The organism is Pseudoalteromonas sp. T1lg21, assembly GCF_002964625.1.
GTDB lineage: Bacteria > Pseudomonadota > Gammaproteobacteria > Enterobacterales > Alteromonadaceae > Pseudoalteromonas > Pseudoalteromonas gelatinilytica.
Genome location: NZ_PQBX01000061.1, coordinates 448,342 through 465,092, shown reverse-complemented (window position 1 = coordinate 465,092; position 16,751 = coordinate 448,342). Strand labels below are relative to the sequence as shown.

General features: G+C 42.0%; 15 protein-coding genes and 1 pseudogene. 13 read left to right on the top strand and 3 right to left on the bottom strand.

Going from position 1 to position 16,751, the window contains the following annotated elements; genetic code table 11:
* Positions 1–128: 128 nt before the first annotated feature.
* The gene (locus C2M25_RS18795) at positions 129–1,412 is read left to right on the top strand and encodes a cation:proton antiporter (protein WP_105181858.1); all 1,284 of its coding nucleotides are present in this window, start codon (positions 129–131) and stop codon (positions 1,410–1,412) included.
* Between the two features lie 27 nt (positions 1,413–1,439).
* Here the strand turns inward: C2M25_RS18795 and C2M25_RS18790 are convergent, their stop codons facing one another.
* Positions 1,440–2,405 (bottom strand): sensor domain-containing diguanylate cyclase, encoded by a 966-nt coding sequence (locus C2M25_RS18790; RefSeq protein WP_105181857.1) that lies wholly within the window; start codon positions 2,403–2,405, stop codon positions 1,440–1,442.
* A gap of 90 nt (positions 2,406–2,495) precedes the next feature.
* A complete protein-coding gene (locus C2M25_RS18785; RefSeq protein WP_105181856.1) occupies positions 2,496–2,729 on the bottom strand; it encodes a hypothetical protein in 234 nt (77 codons plus the stop codon).
* A 344-nt stretch (positions 2,730–3,073) separates the two neighbouring features.
* Between C2M25_RS18785 and hisG the strand changes: the two genes are divergently transcribed.
* The 9 genes and pseudogenes from hisG to C2M25_RS18740 all read left to right on the top strand — a co-directional run bounded on the left by hisG (position 3,074) and on the right by C2M25_RS18740 (position 11,275).
* A complete protein-coding gene (gene hisG, locus C2M25_RS18780; RefSeq protein ID WP_054563881.1) occupies positions 3,074–3,973 on the top strand; it encodes an ATP phosphoribosyltransferase in 900 nt (299 codons plus the stop codon).
* Positions 3,974–3,979: 6 nt separating this feature from the next.
* Positions 3,980–5,281 (top strand): histidinol dehydrogenase, encoded by a 1,302-nt coding sequence (gene hisD / locus C2M25_RS18775; protein WP_105181855.1) that lies wholly within the window; start codon positions 3,980–3,982, stop codon positions 5,279–5,281.
* Positions 5,271–6,368, top strand: coding sequence for a histidinol-phosphate transaminase (gene hisC / locus C2M25_RS18770; RefSeq protein ID WP_105181854.1), 1,098 nt, complete (start codon positions 5,271–5,273; stop codon positions 6,366–6,368). The genes hisD and hisC overlap by 11 nt, the downstream gene beginning before the upstream one ends.
* Positions 6,365–7,425 (top strand): annotated as a pseudogene (gene hisB / locus C2M25_RS18765) (bifunctional histidinol-phosphatase/imidazoleglycerol-phosphate dehydratase HisB). The gene hisC and the pseudogene hisB overlap by 4 nt, the downstream one beginning before the upstream one ends.
* Positions 7,422–8,012, top strand: coding sequence for an imidazole glycerol phosphate synthase subunit HisH (gene hisH, locus C2M25_RS18760; protein ID WP_105181853.1), 591 nt, complete (start codon positions 7,422–7,424; stop codon positions 8,010–8,012). The pseudogene hisB and the gene hisH overlap by 4 nt, the downstream one beginning before the upstream one ends.
* Before the next feature lie 27 nt (positions 8,013–8,039).
* Positions 8,040–8,774, top strand: coding sequence for a 1-(5-phosphoribosyl)-5-[(5-phosphoribosylamino)methylideneamino] imidazole-4-carboxamide isomerase (locus C2M25_RS18755; protein WP_063707479.1), 735 nt, complete (start codon positions 8,040–8,042; stop codon positions 8,772–8,774).
* Complete coding sequence (hisF, locus tag C2M25_RS18750; RefSeq protein WP_054552014.1) at positions 8,756–9,535, top strand: imidazole glycerol phosphate synthase subunit HisF; 780 nt, start codon at positions 8,756–8,758, stop codon at positions 9,533–9,535. The genes C2M25_RS18755 and hisF overlap by 19 nt, the downstream gene beginning before the upstream one ends.
* On the top strand, positions 9,526–10,140 hold the full coding sequence (gene hisIE / locus C2M25_RS18745; RefSeq protein ID WP_054552013.1) for a bifunctional phosphoribosyl-AMP cyclohydrolase/phosphoribosyl-ATP diphosphatase HisIE: 615 nt from the start codon (positions 9,526–9,528) through the stop codon (positions 10,138–10,140). Before hisF ends, hisIE begins: the two co-directional genes overlap by 10 nt.
* 172 nt (positions 10,141–10,312) lie before the next feature.
* A complete protein-coding gene (locus C2M25_RS18740; protein WP_105181852.1) occupies positions 10,313–11,275 on the top strand; it encodes an alpha/beta hydrolase in 963 nt (320 codons plus the stop codon).
* Positions 11,276–11,382: 107 nt separating this feature from the next.
* Here the strand turns inward: C2M25_RS18740 and C2M25_RS18735 are convergent, their stop codons facing one another.
* Positions 11,383–12,297 (bottom strand): AraC family transcriptional regulator, encoded by a 915-nt coding sequence (locus C2M25_RS18735; protein ID WP_105181851.1) that lies wholly within the window; start codon positions 12,295–12,297, stop codon positions 11,383–11,385.
* 176 nt (positions 12,298–12,473) lie between these two features.
* On the opposite strand from C2M25_RS18735, the gene C2M25_RS18730 reads away from it, so the two are divergent.
* From C2M25_RS18730 to C2M25_RS18720, 3 genes are all read left to right on the top strand, one after another.
* The gene (locus C2M25_RS18730) at positions 12,474–12,965 is read left to right on the top strand and encodes a (R)-mandelonitrile lyase (RefSeq protein ID WP_105181850.1); all 492 of its coding nucleotides are present in this window, start codon (positions 12,474–12,476) and stop codon (positions 12,963–12,965) included.
* Between the two features lie 14 nt (positions 12,966–12,979).
* The gene (locus tag C2M25_RS18725) at positions 12,980–13,327 is read left to right on the top strand and encodes a cyclophilin-like fold protein (protein WP_105181929.1); all 348 of its coding nucleotides are present in this window, start codon (positions 12,980–12,982) and stop codon (positions 13,325–13,327) included.
* 259 nt (positions 13,328–13,586) lie between these two features.
* Positions 13,587–16,751, top strand: a complete 3,165-nt coding sequence (locus C2M25_RS18720; protein WP_105181849.1) for a glycoside hydrolase family 2 TIM barrel-domain containing protein — start codon at positions 13,587–13,589, stop codon at positions 16,749–16,751.

The window sequence follows — 16,751 nt, the reverse complement described above, 5'->3', positions numbered from 1 at the left end:
AATTTTTACTCTAAAATGTCATAAAAATCGCATAAACACTGTGACATACCTATATTAGAGGCGTACTATATGCGGCCAGAAAGTGACAGCTTTCTGCGTCTTGTTATACAAATATTTAAGGTCAAACAATGAATGCTTGGTACCTCATTTGTTTTCTTTCAGCATTAGCTATTTTTATTGCTTTTGCTAACCAATATATCCTCAAAATGCAAACCACGATTGCTATAACAACAGGCTCTGTTGTTATTTCTTTACTTCTTATACTTGCGGTTAAAATGCTCGGTGATAGCACGGCCCTCGAAATGACTCAAATTGTCTCAAGTATCAACTTTAATCAGTTGCTATTAAAAGGCATGCTCGGTTTTTTACTGTTCGCAGGTGCGCTGGAAATCAACTTAGCAGCCCTTCGTAAGCAACGCTGGGAAATTACCGCATTAGTGTTATTTTCAACCATAACCTCAACGGTCATTGTTGGTTACTTAAGCTATTATTTGTTTGCTTTTGTAGGCTGGCCTGTACCGTTTATTTACTGCTTGTTGTTTGGTGCTTTAATCAGCCCAACCGACCCGATTGCAGTGTTAGCCATTATTAAACAAATGCGAGCCCCAGAAGGTATTTCTGTGCAAGTTGAAGGTGAGTCTTTGTTTAATGATGGTATTGGTTTGGTGATTTTCACAACGATATTTTCAGTGGCCTTTTATGGCACCGAAGCCACCTTTACTGACGTTGCTGAATTGTTCTTAGTTGATGCAATTGGCGGTATCGTGTTTGGTCTCGTGATTGCACTAGTCGGGCATTTTTTAATTATTAATAGCCGCGATGTGAACATTCGTTTGCTACTAACCTTGACCATTCCAACAGCCGGCTTTGCAGCAGCGAATATTTGGGAAATCTCAGGTGCGCTTGCTATGGTCACCAGTGGTATTTTACTTGGCAATATTACTCGTTCAAAAGCAACAGAGCGTACGGGACCTGAAGATACTCGCTACGTGAAAGACTTTTGGCATGCCACCGATAGTTTTTTAAACGCCTTGCTGTTTTTGATTATCGGTATGCTCATCGTCACTATGCCGATTACTCTTGAAGAAATTGGCTTAGGTTTACTGATGGTACCTGTGGTGTTGCTAGCGCGATTTTTAAGTGTAGGTGCGCCATTTGTATTCTTTAAAAAGTATCGCCAATACGATAAGCACTCAGTGAAAATACTCACTTGGGGTGGCTTACGGGGTGGTTTAGCGCTGGCAATGGCAGCTGCTATCCCACGCGATCAAGTAATGATTGCAGGCTCAGACCTTCACAACCTAATTGTTATTGTCACTTACGTGGTAGTGATTTTCTCGATTATCGTACAAGGTTTAACAATTTCGCCGCTGATCCAAAGTAGTATTCAATCCGCAGAAGCGAAAAATTAAGCACTGCTTTTTACTTTAAAGGCTCGATTATCGAGCCTTTTTTTGTGCTTTATCGGCATACATTCGCGCGTCTGCAACAGCGAGTAACTTCGTCAGTGAACAAGGTTGCTGATCAGAAAAATCGGCAATGCCATAAGAAAAGCCAAGTTCAACTTGGTTATTAAAGCTATTAGGTAAGTCACTGAATGACAACAATAAGCGTTGCATTATGGTGTCGCATTCGCTGGTATTTAAATCTGTAAATAAAATCACAAACTCATCACCGCTCAAACGTGCATATAAATCAGCCTTGCGACAACAGTTTTCAAGTAATCCTGCAAAATCTTTCAGTACTCTATCGCCAGCGGCATGACCAAATTTATCGTTAATTGTTTTAAAGTTATCTAAATCAATAAACACTAATTTTGCTTTTAAGTGCTGGCGAATACATAAATCAAGGTAATGCTCTGCAGTGCCAATAAAGCCGCGACGATTAGGCAATAAAGTAAGCTCATCGGTAGTTGCTAACTGCATGATTGCAAACTCTCGTTCAACGATTGCAGCAAAGTCTATTAGCGCTTTAGTTTCTTGTTCGTTAAAACTACGCGGTTGATGGTCGATAAGGCACAAAGTGCCTATCCTATTTCCTGATTTAAGTGTAATTGGGCAGCCCGCATAAAAGCGAATATTTGGGTCACCCATTACCAGTGGGTTGTGTGCAAAGCGCTTGTCGTTTAAGGCATTTTCAACCACTAGCGGGTCTTTGTATAAAATAGCATGGGCGCAAAATGAAATGTCTCTTGCGGTCTCTGTTACATCAAGCCCCACACATGACTTAAACCACTGTCGATGCTCATCAATTAAGCTGACAACACAAATAGGTACAGAGAAAAATTGCTGGGCAAGGCGAGTGATTCGGTCAAAGGCGGGTTCACTTTGAGAGTCTAAAACATCTAATGAGCGAAGCTCTTCAAGCCTAGCTTGCTCATTTAATGGTACTGAGGGTCGTTCCATTGAATTGCCTTGTAAGTTACAACACAAGTGTTTCTTAACGTTAGCAGAAAAAACCGCACAGTTGCATAAAAACAAATTTTATATTGAGTATTAAGCCCATGTATCTAGGTGTTTATTACCCTCTTCATCTTCTTCTATGACACTTTTGTTGCCTTTATCTTCTTTTTTTACGGCTTTTTTACGGCGTTCTATTTCACGTTTTTGACGCTTTTCAAGCTCAATTCGCTGCACGTTCGCATCTTTTACGCCCGCAATATGAAACGCACCTTTACTTTCCAACTGTAAGCGCGTAATTCGACCTAAAAAGGGGATCATGATATCCATTTGTACCTCCTATCTATCCATTTATTATCGGCAGTTATAGCATATACTTTAATTTCGCAAAAAAATGCTTGCCAAAGATTAGCAAAGCATGTTTATCTATATACGTAACTTATTTAAACAGATTTACGCACTGGTTTACACAAACGAGTGCAATACAGGAAAAATTATGCGCTTCAATCTGACAACTATCCATCATCACCATCATTCACCGGAATAGCCTGTCAGGTTTTTCGCTGAGAGGTTATTCCTAAAAGGAACCTCTGGCGAGCAATCAACCAAATTATTTATTTTCGCCCTGAGGTTCCCTCGGGGTTTTTAGTTTTTGAATTAAAGGAAAATGAATAATGAGCAATACCAACCGTTTACGAATCGCCATCCAAAAAGGCGGCCGCTTATCAAAAGACTGCCAAGAGTTACTAAAACAACTTGGTGTTAAATTAAATCTTCGTGAACAACGTTTAATCGCACACTCTACCAACATGCCAATTGATGTACTTCGTGTACGCGATGACGATATTCCGGGTCTTGTAATGGACGGTGTGTGTGACTTAGGTATCGTTGGTGAAAACGTACTTGTCGAAGTACAAGCCGAGCGCGAACGCCAAGGTGTGGCATTTGAAGTAAATAAACTGTCTAAACTTGATTTTGGTTACTGCCGCCTAGCACTTGCATGGCCACAAGAACTTGGCCCGCAAGATAAAAGCTGGTTCGAAGGTAAACGCATTGCCACTACTTACCCAGAAATCTTAAGCCAATATCTAAAACGCGAAGGCATTAACGCAAGCACAGTCATGTTAACGGGCTCTGTTGAAGTCGCACCGCGTGCTGGTTTAGCTGATGCAATTTGTGACTTAGTGTCTACTGGTGCAACGTTAGAAGCAAACGGCTTAATGCAAGGCGACACCATCTTAGAATCAAATGCATGTTTAATTCAAAACAAAGACCTTACTGATCAAAGCAAACTTGATTTAATCAACACGTTAATGCCGCGTCTACGTGGTGTACGCCAAGCAAAAGAAAGTAAATACATCATGTTACACGCACCAAAAGCAAAGCTTGATGAAGTGTGCGACTTACTACCGGGTACTGGCCAACCTACTTTACTATCGCTTGCTGGTAGCGACGATTATGTTGCACTACACATGGTTAGCAGCGAAACCCTTTTCTGGGAAACTATGGAACAGTTAAAAGCACTGGGTGCCAACTCAATTCTTGTTATGCCAATTGAAAAAATGATGGAGTAAATATCCATGTTTCGCTGGAATGAGGAAAGTCAACAAGCACAGCAGGCGGTACTTACCCGCCCTGCTGTTACGGCAAGTAAAGAGGTTGAAGCAATTTGCATCGACATCTTAAATGCAGTTAAAACACAAGGTGACGCAGCGTTATTAAAGATGGCAACAGAGTTTGATAAGCGCGAAACACCGCGCTTATTAGTGCCAATTGAAGAAATAAACCAAGCTGAGCACTTATTATCAAACGAGTTAAAAACCGCCATCGAAACGGCCTACGCCAATGTAAAACGTTTTCACCAAGCACAATTACCTAAAGACATTAAGTTAACAACACAACCAGGCGTATTGTGTGAACTTAAATATCAAGCCATTGAAGCGGTAGGTATTTACGTGCCAGGTGGCAGTGCGCCATTGCCATCGTCAGTGATCATGCAAGGGGTGCTTGCACAATTAAGTGGTGCACAAACCGTTGTGCTTACTACACCTGTGAAAGCCGATGAAACTATCAACCCTGCCATTTTATATGCGGCAAAACTATGTGGTATTAAAACCATTATAGAAAGTGGCGGCGCCGGAGCGATTGCATCTATGGCTTACGGTACAGAGTCAGTGCCTAAAGTGAACAAGATTTTTGGCCCGGGAAATAGCTTTGTCACCATGGCAAAACAACTTGTTGCGCAAACTATACCGGGCATGGCGATTGATATGCCAGCGGGCCCTTCTGAAGTGCTAGTGATCGCTGATGAGCGTGCAAACCCTGAATTTATTGCGGCAGATTTATTATCGCAAGCGGAGCACGGTGCCGATTCACAGGTTATTTTACTGTGTAACAGCGAGCGCATTATTGAAAAAACACAGCAAGCATTAATAGAGCAGCTAGCAAAATTAAGTCGTAAAGAAACTGCCGAGCAAGCCCTTGCTAACTCAAGCTTGATATTAGTCGACTCGGTTGAGCAAGCCTTTGCGGTGTCTGCGCAATATGGTCCTGAGCACCTTATTCTACAGCTTGCTGATGCGCAGCCTTATTTAAACTTAGTGAAAAATGCCGGTTCAGTATTTGTGGGTGATTACACTCCGGAGTCTGCCGGAGACTATGCATCGGGTACGAACCACGTACTACCAACGTATGGTTACAGTGCGACTTATTCGAGCTTAAACTTACTGGACTTCTTTAGAACTTACACAGTGCAAACCATCAGTAAAAATGGCTTACGTGAATTATCTAAAGCAATTTTACCTTTAGCTGCAGCAGAGGGGCTTGATGCTCACGCTAATGCTGTTTCAATTCGTCTTGAGGCTATGAACAATGAGCGATAATTCAAAAATAAAAACGCTGTTGCCAGATAACATTGCAGCGCTTACAGCCTATAGTTCAGCGAAAAGTGAAAAACTAACAGGCACAACGTGGTTAAATGCCAATGAAAGCCCGTATTCACGTACGCCAAATATCAATTTAACTGATTTAAATCGCTACCCTGATCCGCAGCCTCAGCAAGTGATCACTCGTTACGCTTGCTATGCTAATTTAGAGCCAGAGCAAGTACTGATGACTCGTGGCGCTGACGAAGGTATTGAGCTATTAGTACGTACTTTTTGTAGCCCTGCTAAAGATGGCATTTCACTCTTTTTACCAACTTACGGCATGTACAAAGTCACTGCTGATACCCACAACATTGCGATTAACGGTTTAAGTCAAGAGCTGTTATTAAAAGGCACCGTTGATGAGATTGTCACTGCGGTTGCTGATTCAAAGCTGGTGTTTATTTGTAATCCAAATAACCCTACCGGCAGCATGACAAGCCTAGACAAAATCAGAAAAATCACCCAACAACTTGTGGGTAAAGCGATTGTAGTGGTGGATGAAGCTTATATAGAATTTTGCCCAGAACAAACAGCGGCAAGCCTGATCAACGAGTTTAGTAACCTTGTGGTATTAAGAACCTTATCAAAAGCATTTGCACTTGCGGGTTTAAGAACAGGCTTCACGCTAGCCAACAGCGAGCTACTTGCACCTATTCGTAAAGTGATTGCGCCTTACCCTGTATCTACGGTGGTGGCGAGCATTGCCGCAGATGCATTAAGTAGCGACAACATCGCTTCAATGCGCCGTCAGGTGACTATTCTAAATAGCTTAAAAGCCAAACTGAAAAGCTGGCTTGAGCAATCACCTGCTGTTATCAAAGTACTGAGCGGTGAAGGTAACTTCGTCACCTTAAAACTAAAAGACAAACAATCATTTAATATCGCACTTGAGCAAGGACTCGTGATGCGTGCCTTCACTTTATATGGCGAAAATGATTGGTTACGAATTTCTATCGGTAACGAGCAAGAACTAGAACAAGTAAAAATTTGGTTAGATGGCTTATCACTGACCAGCAATACAGTAGAACAGGAATTATCATGAGCAACCCGTATTTATTTATTGACCGCGATGGCACGATTATCGAAGAGCCTATCACCGACAAACAGGTTGATAGCCTAGAAAAATTAGTGTTCTTGCCGATGTGATCCCTGCTCTATTACAACTTCAAGCGGCAGGTTACCGCCTTGTGATGGTTTCAAACCAAGATGGTTTAGGCACTGATAGCTTCCCAACCGCTGATTTTGATATTGCCCAAGACAAGATGATGGATATCTTAAACAGCCAAGGGATTAAATTTGATGACGTTCTGATCTGCCCGCACTTTGATGAGCAAAATTGTGACTGCCGTAAACCAAAAACAGGCTTACTTACTGAGCTGATGCGCTCGGGTAAAGTCGATTTAGCACGCTCATTTGTGATTGGTGACCGCCAAACAGACATCGGACTTGCCAATAACTTATGCTGCGAAGGTATTTTGTATGATGGCAGTTGGGATGCCATTGTCACTAAGCTGACAACCGCGAACCGTGAAGGCCGCGTCACTCGCAATACCAAAGAAACGCAAATCGATGTGCAAGTAAATTTAGACCAAACAAAAAATGGCGAAATTAGCACTGGCCTTGGCTTTTTCGACCACATGCTTGACCAAATTCGTACACACGCCAATATCGGACTTAATATTCAAGCCACTGGCGACTTACACATTGATGAACACCACCTAGTTGAAGATATCGGCATTGCACTTGGCCTTGCCCTTAAACAAGCGCTAGGAACAAAAACGCAAATTGGTCGCTATGGCTTTGCACTCCCTATGGATGAATGTAAAGCAGAAGCGCAAATTGACTTATCGGGCCGCGCCTCGTTTGTATTAAATGCCGATTTTAGCCGTGAAAAAGTGGGCGACTTAGACGTGCAAATGGTTGAACACTTCTTTAAAAGCTTAAGTGATAATGCCGCCATGAGCCTTATTTTGTCGGTTAGCGATGGTAATTGTCATCACCAAGTTGAAGGCCTTTTTAAAGCGTTTGCAAGAGCACTTCGCGCTGCGATTGCAAAAGATGCCTCACAACAAACTGCCAGCTCTAAGGGGTGTTTATGATTGCCATAATTAATACCGGTTGTGCCAACATTAACTCAGTTCGTTTTGCCTTTGAGCGCTTAGGGAAAACGCCTGAGGTGATCACCTCACCTGAGCAACTAAAAGGCTTTGAACGTGCCATTTTACCTGGCGTAGGTCATGCATCTGTTGCGATGAAACGCTTAAAAGACGGTGGTTGGCAGCAAGCAATTGATGAATATCAGCGCCCGCTAATGGGCATTTGTTTAGGCATGCAATTACTTTGCGACAGCACAGAAGAAGGTAATGTTGATTGCCTTGGCAAAATTCCGGGTGTTGTTAAGCACTTAGAAGTGGGCACATTAACCTCACCACACATGGGGTGGAATGACCTAAGAGTGTTAAAAGAGCATGCCCTTACCAAAGGGTTATCTGCGCAAGATCAAGTGTACTTTGTGCATAGCTTTGCGCACACAGTAAACGATGCCACCCTAGTTAGCGGTGAATACGGGCAAGCTTTTTCTGCGATTGTTGCCAAAGATAACTACGCAGGCATGCAGTTCCACCCTGAGCGAAGCGCCAAAGTAGGCACGCGACTTTTACAAAACTTTTTAGATTGGCAGCTGTAAGCGCAGCAAAAAATAAGAGAAATAAACGTGATTATTCCAGCACTCGATGTATTACAAAACCAAATTGTGCGCTTATACCAAGGTAAGTATGATACAGCACAATTTTACCCTTACGAACTTGGCGCACGCTTACAAGAGTACGCAAATAGCGGCGCAGGTAAGCTGCACCTTGTTGATTTAGAAGGCGCGCGCGATCCAAATAAAAAACAGTGGCAGCATATTCAAGCTGCGACTAAAGCGCTTAATGTGCCTTATCAAGTGGGCGGTGGTATTCGCTCTGAGCAAGATGTTGCTGACTGGCTTGAAGCCGGTGCTAATCAAGTCGTGATCGGCTCAATGGCCGTTGAAAAGCGCGAACAAGTAAAGGCGTGGATTGAAAAATTTGGCAGCTCTCACTTTGTTATCGCACTAGATGTTAATAAAACTGACAACGGCTGGGCACCCGCAACACATGGTTGGTTAAGTGAATCTGAGTTTGGTTTGTTCGAACTTGTTGATTTTTACGTGGCACTGGGCGTGGTTGATTTTCTGTGTACTGACATCAGTAAAGACGGCACCATGACTGGTCCTTCGTTTGCACTTTATGAAGATTTAACCAACCACAACAGCGAGATTAAAGTTCAAGCTTCAGGCGGTGTAAGCTCACTGGATGATATTGCAAAGCTGAAAAAACTGGGCGTTGGCGGTGTTATCTTAGGTAAATCATTGCTTGATGGTGCCTTTAATGTTGAGGAGGCGCTAGCATGTTATCAAAACGCATAATCCCTTGTTTAGATGTAAAAGACGGCCAAGTCGTTAAAGGCGTTAAATTTAAAGGCCATGAAGTGGTTGGTGATATTTTAACGCTTGCCAAAGCCTACAGCGATGCCGGTGCGGATGAACTGGTGTTTTATGAAATCAGTGCCAGCGTCGAAAAACGCCTACTTGATGTTAATTGGGTAGAGAATATTGCACGCCACATTGATATTCCATTTTGTGTTGCTGGCGGCATTAAATCTGTTGCCGATGCAGCACGTGTTTTAGAACGTGGCGCAGATAAAATCAGTATTAACAGCCCTGCTATCGCACGCCCTGAGCTTATCAAAGAGTTACACGATGAGTTTGGTAAACAGTGCGTGGTTGTGGGAATAGATAGCTTTTATGATGAAAACACTGGCGAGTATTTAGTGTATCAGCTGACTGGCGACCCAAATGCATCAAGCCGTACTCGCTATAAAACTGAAGAATGGGTTAAGCGTGTGCAAGATCTAGGCGCTGGTGAAATCGTACTTAACTGCATGAACCAAGACGGCGTGCGTAAAGGCTACGACAATGTTCAGCTATCAAAAATGCGTGCACTGTGCGATATTCCTCTGATTGCTTCAGGTGGCGCAGGGACGATGCAAGACTTTGTTGATGTATTTCAACAAAGCCAAGTTGATGGCGCGCTCGCTGCAAGCGTATTTCACAAGAACGTCATTGATATTGGCGAACTAAAACAATTTTTAACTGATAATAATGTAGCGGCAAGACTATGCAATTAACCAAAGATACTCTTTCTCAAGTCGATTTTGCCAAAAGCGAATTGATCCCAGCTATCGTGCAAGACGCACGCTCTGGGGTAATTTTAATGCAAGGCTTTATGAATCAAGATGCATTAGCTGCCACTTTCGACAAGCAAAAAGTAACCTTTTACTCGCGTTCTAAAGAGCGCTTATGGACCAAAGGCGAAACATCAGAAAACTACCTTGAAGTAGTTTCTGTGCACACCGACTGTGATTACGACTCACTATTAGTACTGGCAAACCCACTTGGGCCAACATGCCACCTAGGTACACAAAGCTGCTTTGGCGATGATGCTAAACCTAGCTTGTCGTTTTTAGCTGAGCTTGAACAAGTGATTGTTTCGCGTAAAGACGATGATCCAAGCAAAAGCTACACAGCGTCTTTGTTTGCAAAAGACTTAAGCCGTAGTTGCCAAAAAGTGGGTGAAGAAGGTGTTGAAGTTGCCCTTGCAGCCATGAAACATGATAACGATGAATTAACCAATGAATCGGCAGACTTACTGTATCATTTAACTGTGTTATTGCAGCGCCAAGGCCTATCGCTGGCTGATGTGGTGAGCTGTTTACAAGGCCGCCACAAGTAAATGAATAAGCTGCAGCGCTTGCTGCAGCTTTTTATACATTCGACACTTTTAGGCAATAAATCGACTGTTCTAATATAACGCCAAACTGCATAAATATCCGACAATAACCTCATCAAAGCTGCATTGTGAAAACAAATTGCAGTCCCTGTTAATCACAAAATAGGAGAGTGTTATGACTACCTCAACGGATAATTTTTACCAAAGCGATGCTGTTAACTTTGAAAAAGTAATTTTCAAAAACCAATTACAGATGAATGTAGTCGGTAATCTTTTTACACCAAAAAATGCTGAGAAAGGCGCGAACCATCCGGCACTTGTAATTGGTCATCCTATGGGTGCGGTAAAAGAGCAAAGTGCTACTTTATATGCAACTAAACTTGCAGAGCTAGGCTTTGTAACTTTGGCAATTGATCTTAGCTTCTGGGGCGAAAGTGACGGCGAACCACGTAATACTGTGCTGCCTGATTTATACGCAGAGTCATTCAGTGCTGGTGTCGATTACCTTGCTAGCCGTTCATACGTCAACAAAGAAAGCATTGGTGGTTTAGGTGTATGTGGTAGTGGTGGTTTCATCATTAGTGCCGCTAAAATTGACCCACGTATCAAAGCTGTAGCAACAGTGAGTATGTATGACATGGGTGGCGCGACGCGCAATGGTTTAGGTAACTCTATCGATCTTGATATGCGTAAAGGTATGCTTGATGAAGCCGCTGAGCAACGTAATGTTGAGTACCTAGGTGGCGAAGTGCAGTACACAGGTGGCTGTCCGCATCACATTGATGAAAGCTCACACCCAATTGCAAAAGAGTTTTATGACTTTTATCGCACTGAGCGTGGCGAATATACACCAGAGCGCTCATCAGCAGATTTAACTACACACCCAACATTAAGCAGCAATCTGCGTTTTATGAACTTTTATCCATTTAACGATATTGAAACTATTTCACCACGTCCATTACTGTTTGTTGCTGGTGAACAAGCTCACTCATTTGAGTTTAGCCAACAAGCCTATGATTTAGCTGCTGAGCCTAAGCAATTATTGGTTGTGCCAAATGCAGGTCATGTTGATTTATATGATGATGTGGCTTTAATTCCATTCACTAAGATTGCTGAGTTTTTCACAGCAAGTCTTTAAGTAAAGCGTGTCATGGTAACGAATGGGACATAGGGATATGCCCATTCGTTTTTTATACCAATTCGTTTAACTAACTATTATTGCCCATTGGTATTATAAGTAACGGGCTATTTAGCCGTTGCTAAAAACGCCTCAACATCTCGTTTTGGTGATAAACCAAAAAACCGAGAATACTCACGAGAAAATTGTGAGGGGCTTTCGTAGCCAACCTTAAAAGCAGCACCTGACGCATCCATACTCTCGCCAACCATCAACCTTCTTGCTTCCATTAACCTTAAACGCTTTTGATATTGTAACGGACTCATTGAAGTTAGATCTCGAAAATGATGGTGAAAAGTCGATTTACTCATTTTCGCAAGACCCGCTAAGTCCTCTACACTCAAGGGTTGATCATAGTTTTCTTTTAACCATTTAACACTACGTGCAATTCTCAGCCCTTGGCTACCTGTCGATACTATATAGCGAAGCTCCGCCCCATGCTCACTATTAAGTACACGCCAAAAAATTTCGCGCTTTATTAATGGTGCCAGCACAGGCATAGACTCAGGATCATCAACCAGCTCAATTAATCGCGTAAAAGCGTTAAGTAGCGGCTCTGTCATTTTGCCTAAGGTCATCCCCTTGTTCAGTGATTGCTTGTTTAATTTGTCGAGCGGTATTTGCGAAATCAGTTCACCTAACATAGCCAAATCAAGCTTTAACACTAAGCCTAAATAAGGTGCGTCGTCTTTTGCTTCAAGAACTTGCATTTTTGCAGGCAAATCAATAGAGGTAATCAAATATTTGTGTGGGTCATACTTGAAAACATCTTCGCCCAAGGTCATGCTTTTTGCCCCTTGTAGCACCAGTGCAATACTTGGTTCAACCACACACATTGAACAAGAGGTGGCGGCCTGTGTTTGTCGATAAAAAAACAAATCCTCAATCACGCTATCAGCGGTTTCTTGCTGCCCAATAAGCGGCGCAATCTTATCTGCTAAAGCAGCGCTCATTTTAGCAATAGCATCATAATCTGAATGCATAACCAACCCAATTAAATTCAAGATACTTAACTATACGCTCGGTTATACAATATTGACCAGTGGTAAATTTGCCGCCTCGGACTAATAGGCAATAACTTGCGTGCATTGTGCTTTTTAAAGGCACAGTTTTTAGCCAAAATGAAGATTCGTTCGGTTACAAACACATGGAGAAAAGTATGAAGTATATTATCGGTACCCTTATCTTAACGATGAGTGCATTTAGTCATGCAGAAAACGCCTCTTCACAACGTTTAGAATTACCGCAAATCACAGTGCAAAAAAATGGCACTCAGTACCCAATGACTGGGCTCGACAAGTATTTCACGGGCAAAGTACGCGTCGAGCCTAGTTTCCAAGCTCATGGCGAAGCGAAAGCCGCTGGTGCCATGGTAACGTTTGAGCCCGGCGCTCGCACAAACTGGCACACCCACCCTGTTGGCCAAACCTTAATTGTTACATCAGGTATGGGCTGGGTTAATCAGTGGCATGGACAACCTCAGGTTATAAAACCAGGTGACGTTGTACATATTCCTGCTAATGTTAAACATTGGCACGGTGCTACAGATAAAACAGCCATGATGCACTTAGCTATTCAAGAATCAAAAGATGGTAAGGTTGTTGATTGGTTAGAGCCAGTAACAGATAAGCAATATTTAAAAAAGCAGTAAAGATGGTAAGTGAAATGCAAATAAAGTTCACCAGTAACAGCAAAACTATGCAAGCGACTCTAGAAAGTAACAATGCCGCTAAGCATTTTTATCAACTTCTACCACTGACTCTAAAAGTAGAAGACTTTGCCAATGCTGAGAAAATTGCCACTTTACCAGAGAAATTAAATCTACAAGGCTTACCTGCTGGCACCGATGCTAACGCAGGAGACATTACTTATTACGCACCTTGGGGTAACCTTGCGCTCTTTTATAAGCAGCAAAGTTATGCAAATGGTCTGATAAAACTTGGTAAAATAACGGGCGATAGTCAATTTTTTAAAAGTTTAGGCCAAGCGGATGTCACTATAGAGCCCTTGTAGTAGATACTAACTCTCCAGTTAGCAAAGCTGCTTTTTATGCATTCTAAAAGCAGCTTTTATCTTGCCTAATACTCTCATTTTCTTGCCTGTTTGTCCGAGCTCTCTTCATACAGCATCCTACACAACCATAACCAACTGAATTTTATGAATAAAAAACAAAAGCCAATCAGTCTTGGTATTTTTGCTTCATCTTTACAAATCACGCTAAAAAGTAATATTGTATTAACAATAAAAAGAACACACAATTAAAGGACTTACAATGAACCGCTCTCTTTTTGGCAAGTTTAAACTTCCGCTACTTTTATTAAGCAGCTCATTCCTACTCACTGCATGTCAGCAAAACTCAACCAAAGTAAATAAAAGTAATGTATCAAGCAGTCCTAAAAACGATTGGGAAAACCCGGCTGTTTTTTCTGTCGGGACACTCGCAGATCGTGCGTATTTTGCAAGTTACAATTCAGAGAATGCTGCGGTACTTGCTGATGACAAAGCATCATCACAATACCATACGCTCAATGGAGACTGGCACTTCAATTTTGCTGAGAAACCAAGTTTACGTCCTATGGATTTCTTTAAACCGAGTGTTGACGTTTCTGATTGGCCTACCACACCAGTTCCTTCGAACTGGCAATTACAAGGTTACGACTACCCTATTTATGTTAATCATGGTTATGGCTTTAAAAAAAATAAGCCTTATGCGCCTGACTATAACCCTGTCGGTTCGTACCGACGAGATTTCACGATAGCTGACGATTGGCAAGATAAGCGTATTATCCTTCATTTTGGTGCAGTTCGCTCTGCTTTTTATGTTTGGGTGAACGGTAAAAAACTAGGTTATAGCCAAGACGGTAAACTCCCCGCCGAGTTTGATATAACAGAGGTTGTTTCGCCTGGTAAGAACACACTTGCTGTTGAAGTATTCCGTTGGAGTGACGGCAGTTATTTAGAAGATCAAGATATGTGGCGAATTAGTGGTATTCAACGTGACGTTTTCTTGCAAGTTGTGCCAAAAACTCAATTATGGGATTTCCATGCTGCAACATCGCTAATTAACAATTTTAAAGATGGTTTGCTTAATTTAGACGTCACTGTAGAAAATACGAACGATGATGCTAGCAGCTCAACATTACATAGTGCTATTTTCGATGGTGACACCCTACTTTGGCAAAACACACAAAAACTAAAAAGCGAAGCTGGAGAAAAACACACGATTAGCTTCAATACAACATTGAAAGACATCACGGCTTGGTCGGCTGAAGTCCCTAAGCTGTATGACTTACAGCTTACTTTGACACAAGATGGGCAAGAGCAACAAGTCGTTCGCGAAGCTATTGGTTTTAAAAATGTTGAAATAAAAGATGGCTTATTGTTAGTAAATGGCCAACCAATTGTGATTAAAGGTGTTAACCGTCATGAGCATGAGCCTGAAAATGGCCAAGCAATTGGTCGTGAAAGCATGCGTAAAGATATTGAGTTAATGAAGCTTAATAACATCAACACCGTAAGAGCATCACATTACCCCAATGATCCTTACTGGTACCGTTTATGCGACAAATATGGTCTATATGTCATCGATGAAGCAAATGTTGAATCTCATGGTTATGGCTTTGAAGAAGATAGCCTAGGTAATGATCCACAATTTAAAGAAGCCATTTTAGATCGCGTAAATGGCATGATTGAACGAGATAAAAATCACCCTTCTATTATTTCGTGGTCTTTAGGAAATGAGATAGGCCCAGGCTCGAGTATTCGTGAGGCTTATCTTCTTGCCAAATCAAAAGACAGCAATCGCATTGTACAATACGAAACCCGAGCTAACTGGTATAAAGAAACCATGACTGATGTTGTTGGATGGATGTATGCTGACCGAAATGAAATTACCAGCCAATACTTAGGTAATTACCCTGATAAACCTTTCATTTGGGTTGAATACGCCCACACCATGGGAAATAGCGGTGGCAATCTAAAAGAATTATGGGATTTCGTTTACCAGCATTCGCAAGTTCAAGGTGGTAGCATTTGGGATTGGGTGGATCAAGGTCTCTATAAAACGGATGAGCAAGGCAAACGTATACTCGCTTATGGTGGTGATTTTGAACCTGAAGGTACACGAAATGCTAATAATTATCTGGCAAATGGTCTAATTGGTGCAGACCGAGTACCTCACCCAGTCTTATTTGAAGTTAAAAAGCTTTATCAGAATGTCGCTGTAAAAATGGTTTCAGCAAGCCAATTTAAGATCAGCAATCGAAACTTTTTCCGTGATTTAAGCTATCTAGATACACACTGGCAGCTACTTGAAAATGGCTTAGTTGTTAAGCAAGGTTCATTAAAGCAATTAAGTACACCCGCTCAACAAAGTGAGTTGATTACTCTTAGTGAACTCAATGACTACACGCGATTAAAAAATGCAGAATATACTCTCAATATTCAATTCAAACTAAAACAAGAAGAAGGCGTTAGAAATAAAGGGCTGGTCGTCGCAAGCGAGCAATTTATTTTACAAAGTAGTTTGTCTCTTGCCCACTTAAAAGCTGATGACAGCCTAAGAGTTGCAGAATCTGACCTTCAGGTCACAGTTAGTACAGCTAAAACTAAGCTGATATTTAATAAAGAGACAGGGCGACTTTCGAGCTATCGTTCAAACGAAGTAGAGCTAATCAAGCAAGGTGTATTTCCAAATTTTTGGCGAGCGATGACCGACAAAGATAATGGCAACCGGTTATGGGAAAAATCTGCTGCAGCTTATAAAAATGCATCGCAACTTGCTGAGGTTACGCATGTAGATGTTGTCTCATCAGCAGGTAAAGCAAAGGTGACATTCACGCTTCATTTTCCAAGTTTAAATAGTGATGCCCAAATAAGTTACACTGTTGGCGAATTTGGCCAAGTCGACATTGATTACCAAGCAACCCTTGATAAAGGGCTACCTGAAATGCCTCGCTTTGGGTTACAGCTACAAATGCCTGACGGCTTTGATTTTGTAAAGTGGTATGGTCGAGGACCATGGGAAAACTATCAGGACCGTAAATATGCAGCGGATTTAGGTATATACTCAAGCTCAGTAGCCGATTTATACACCCAGTATATTCGTCCACAAGAAAATGGAAATCGCAGCGATACCCGCTGGCTTGAAATTCGTAATTCGCAAGGGGTTGGTTTAAAAGTTCAGGGAGAGCCAAAATTCGACTTTACTGCACACCATAATACGGTTGCCGACTTTGACTATCCTAAAACTGGCTCAAACCGTCATGCTACCGATATCACTCCAAGACCATTGACTGAGCTAAATATTGATTTACGCCAACGTGGTGTCGGTGGTGATAACAGTTGGGGAGCTAAGCCTTATGACAATTACCGTTTAGAGCCAAGTGTTCAGCAACACTACCGCTTGCAATTGAGGTTAACGCCACTTAGCCATTAA

Coding starts and splice junctions, on each gene's coding strand:
- C2M25_RS18795 (WP_105181858.1), top strand. CDS start 129: ATGAATGCTTGGTACCTCATTTGTTTTCTTTCAGCATTAGCTATTTTT.
- C2M25_RS18790 (WP_105181857.1), bottom strand. CDS start 2,405: ATGGAACGACCCTCAGTACCATTAAATGAGCAAGCTAGGCTTGAAGAG.
- C2M25_RS18785 (WP_105181856.1), bottom strand. CDS start 2,729: ATGGATATCATGATCCCCTTTTTAGGTCGAATTACGCGCTTACAGTTG.
- hisG (WP_054563881.1), top strand. CDS start 3,074: ATGAGCAATACCAACCGTTTACGAATCGCCATCCAAAAAGGCGGCCGC.
- hisD (WP_105181855.1), top strand. CDS start 3,980: ATGTTTCGCTGGAATGAGGAAAGTCAACAAGCACAGCAGGCGGTACTT.
- hisC (WP_105181854.1), top strand. CDS start 5,271: ATGAGCGATAATTCAAAAATAAAAACGCTGTTGCCAGATAACATTGCA.
- hisH (WP_105181853.1), top strand. CDS start 7,422: ATGATTGCCATAATTAATACCGGTTGTGCCAACATTAACTCAGTTCGT.
- hisF (WP_054552014.1), top strand. CDS start 8,756: ATGTTATCAAAACGCATAATCCCTTGTTTAGATGTAAAAGACGGCCAA.
- hisIE (WP_054552013.1), top strand. CDS start 9,526: ATGCAATTAACCAAAGATACTCTTTCTCAAGTCGATTTTGCCAAAAGC.
- C2M25_RS18740 (WP_105181852.1), top strand. CDS start 10,313: ATGACTACCTCAACGGATAATTTTTACCAAAGCGATGCTGTTAACTTT.
- C2M25_RS18735 (WP_105181851.1), bottom strand. CDS start 12,297: ATGCATTCAGATTATGATGCTATTGCTAAAATGAGCGCTGCTTTAGCA.
- C2M25_RS18730 (WP_105181850.1), top strand. CDS start 12,474: ATGAAGTATATTATCGGTACCCTTATCTTAACGATGAGTGCATTTAGT.
- C2M25_RS18725 (WP_105181929.1), top strand. CDS start 12,980: ATGCAAATAAAGTTCACCAGTAACAGCAAAACTATGCAAGCGACTCTA.
- C2M25_RS18720 (WP_105181849.1), top strand. CDS start 13,587: ATGAACCGCTCTCTTTTTGGCAAGTTTAAACTTCCGCTACTTTTATTA.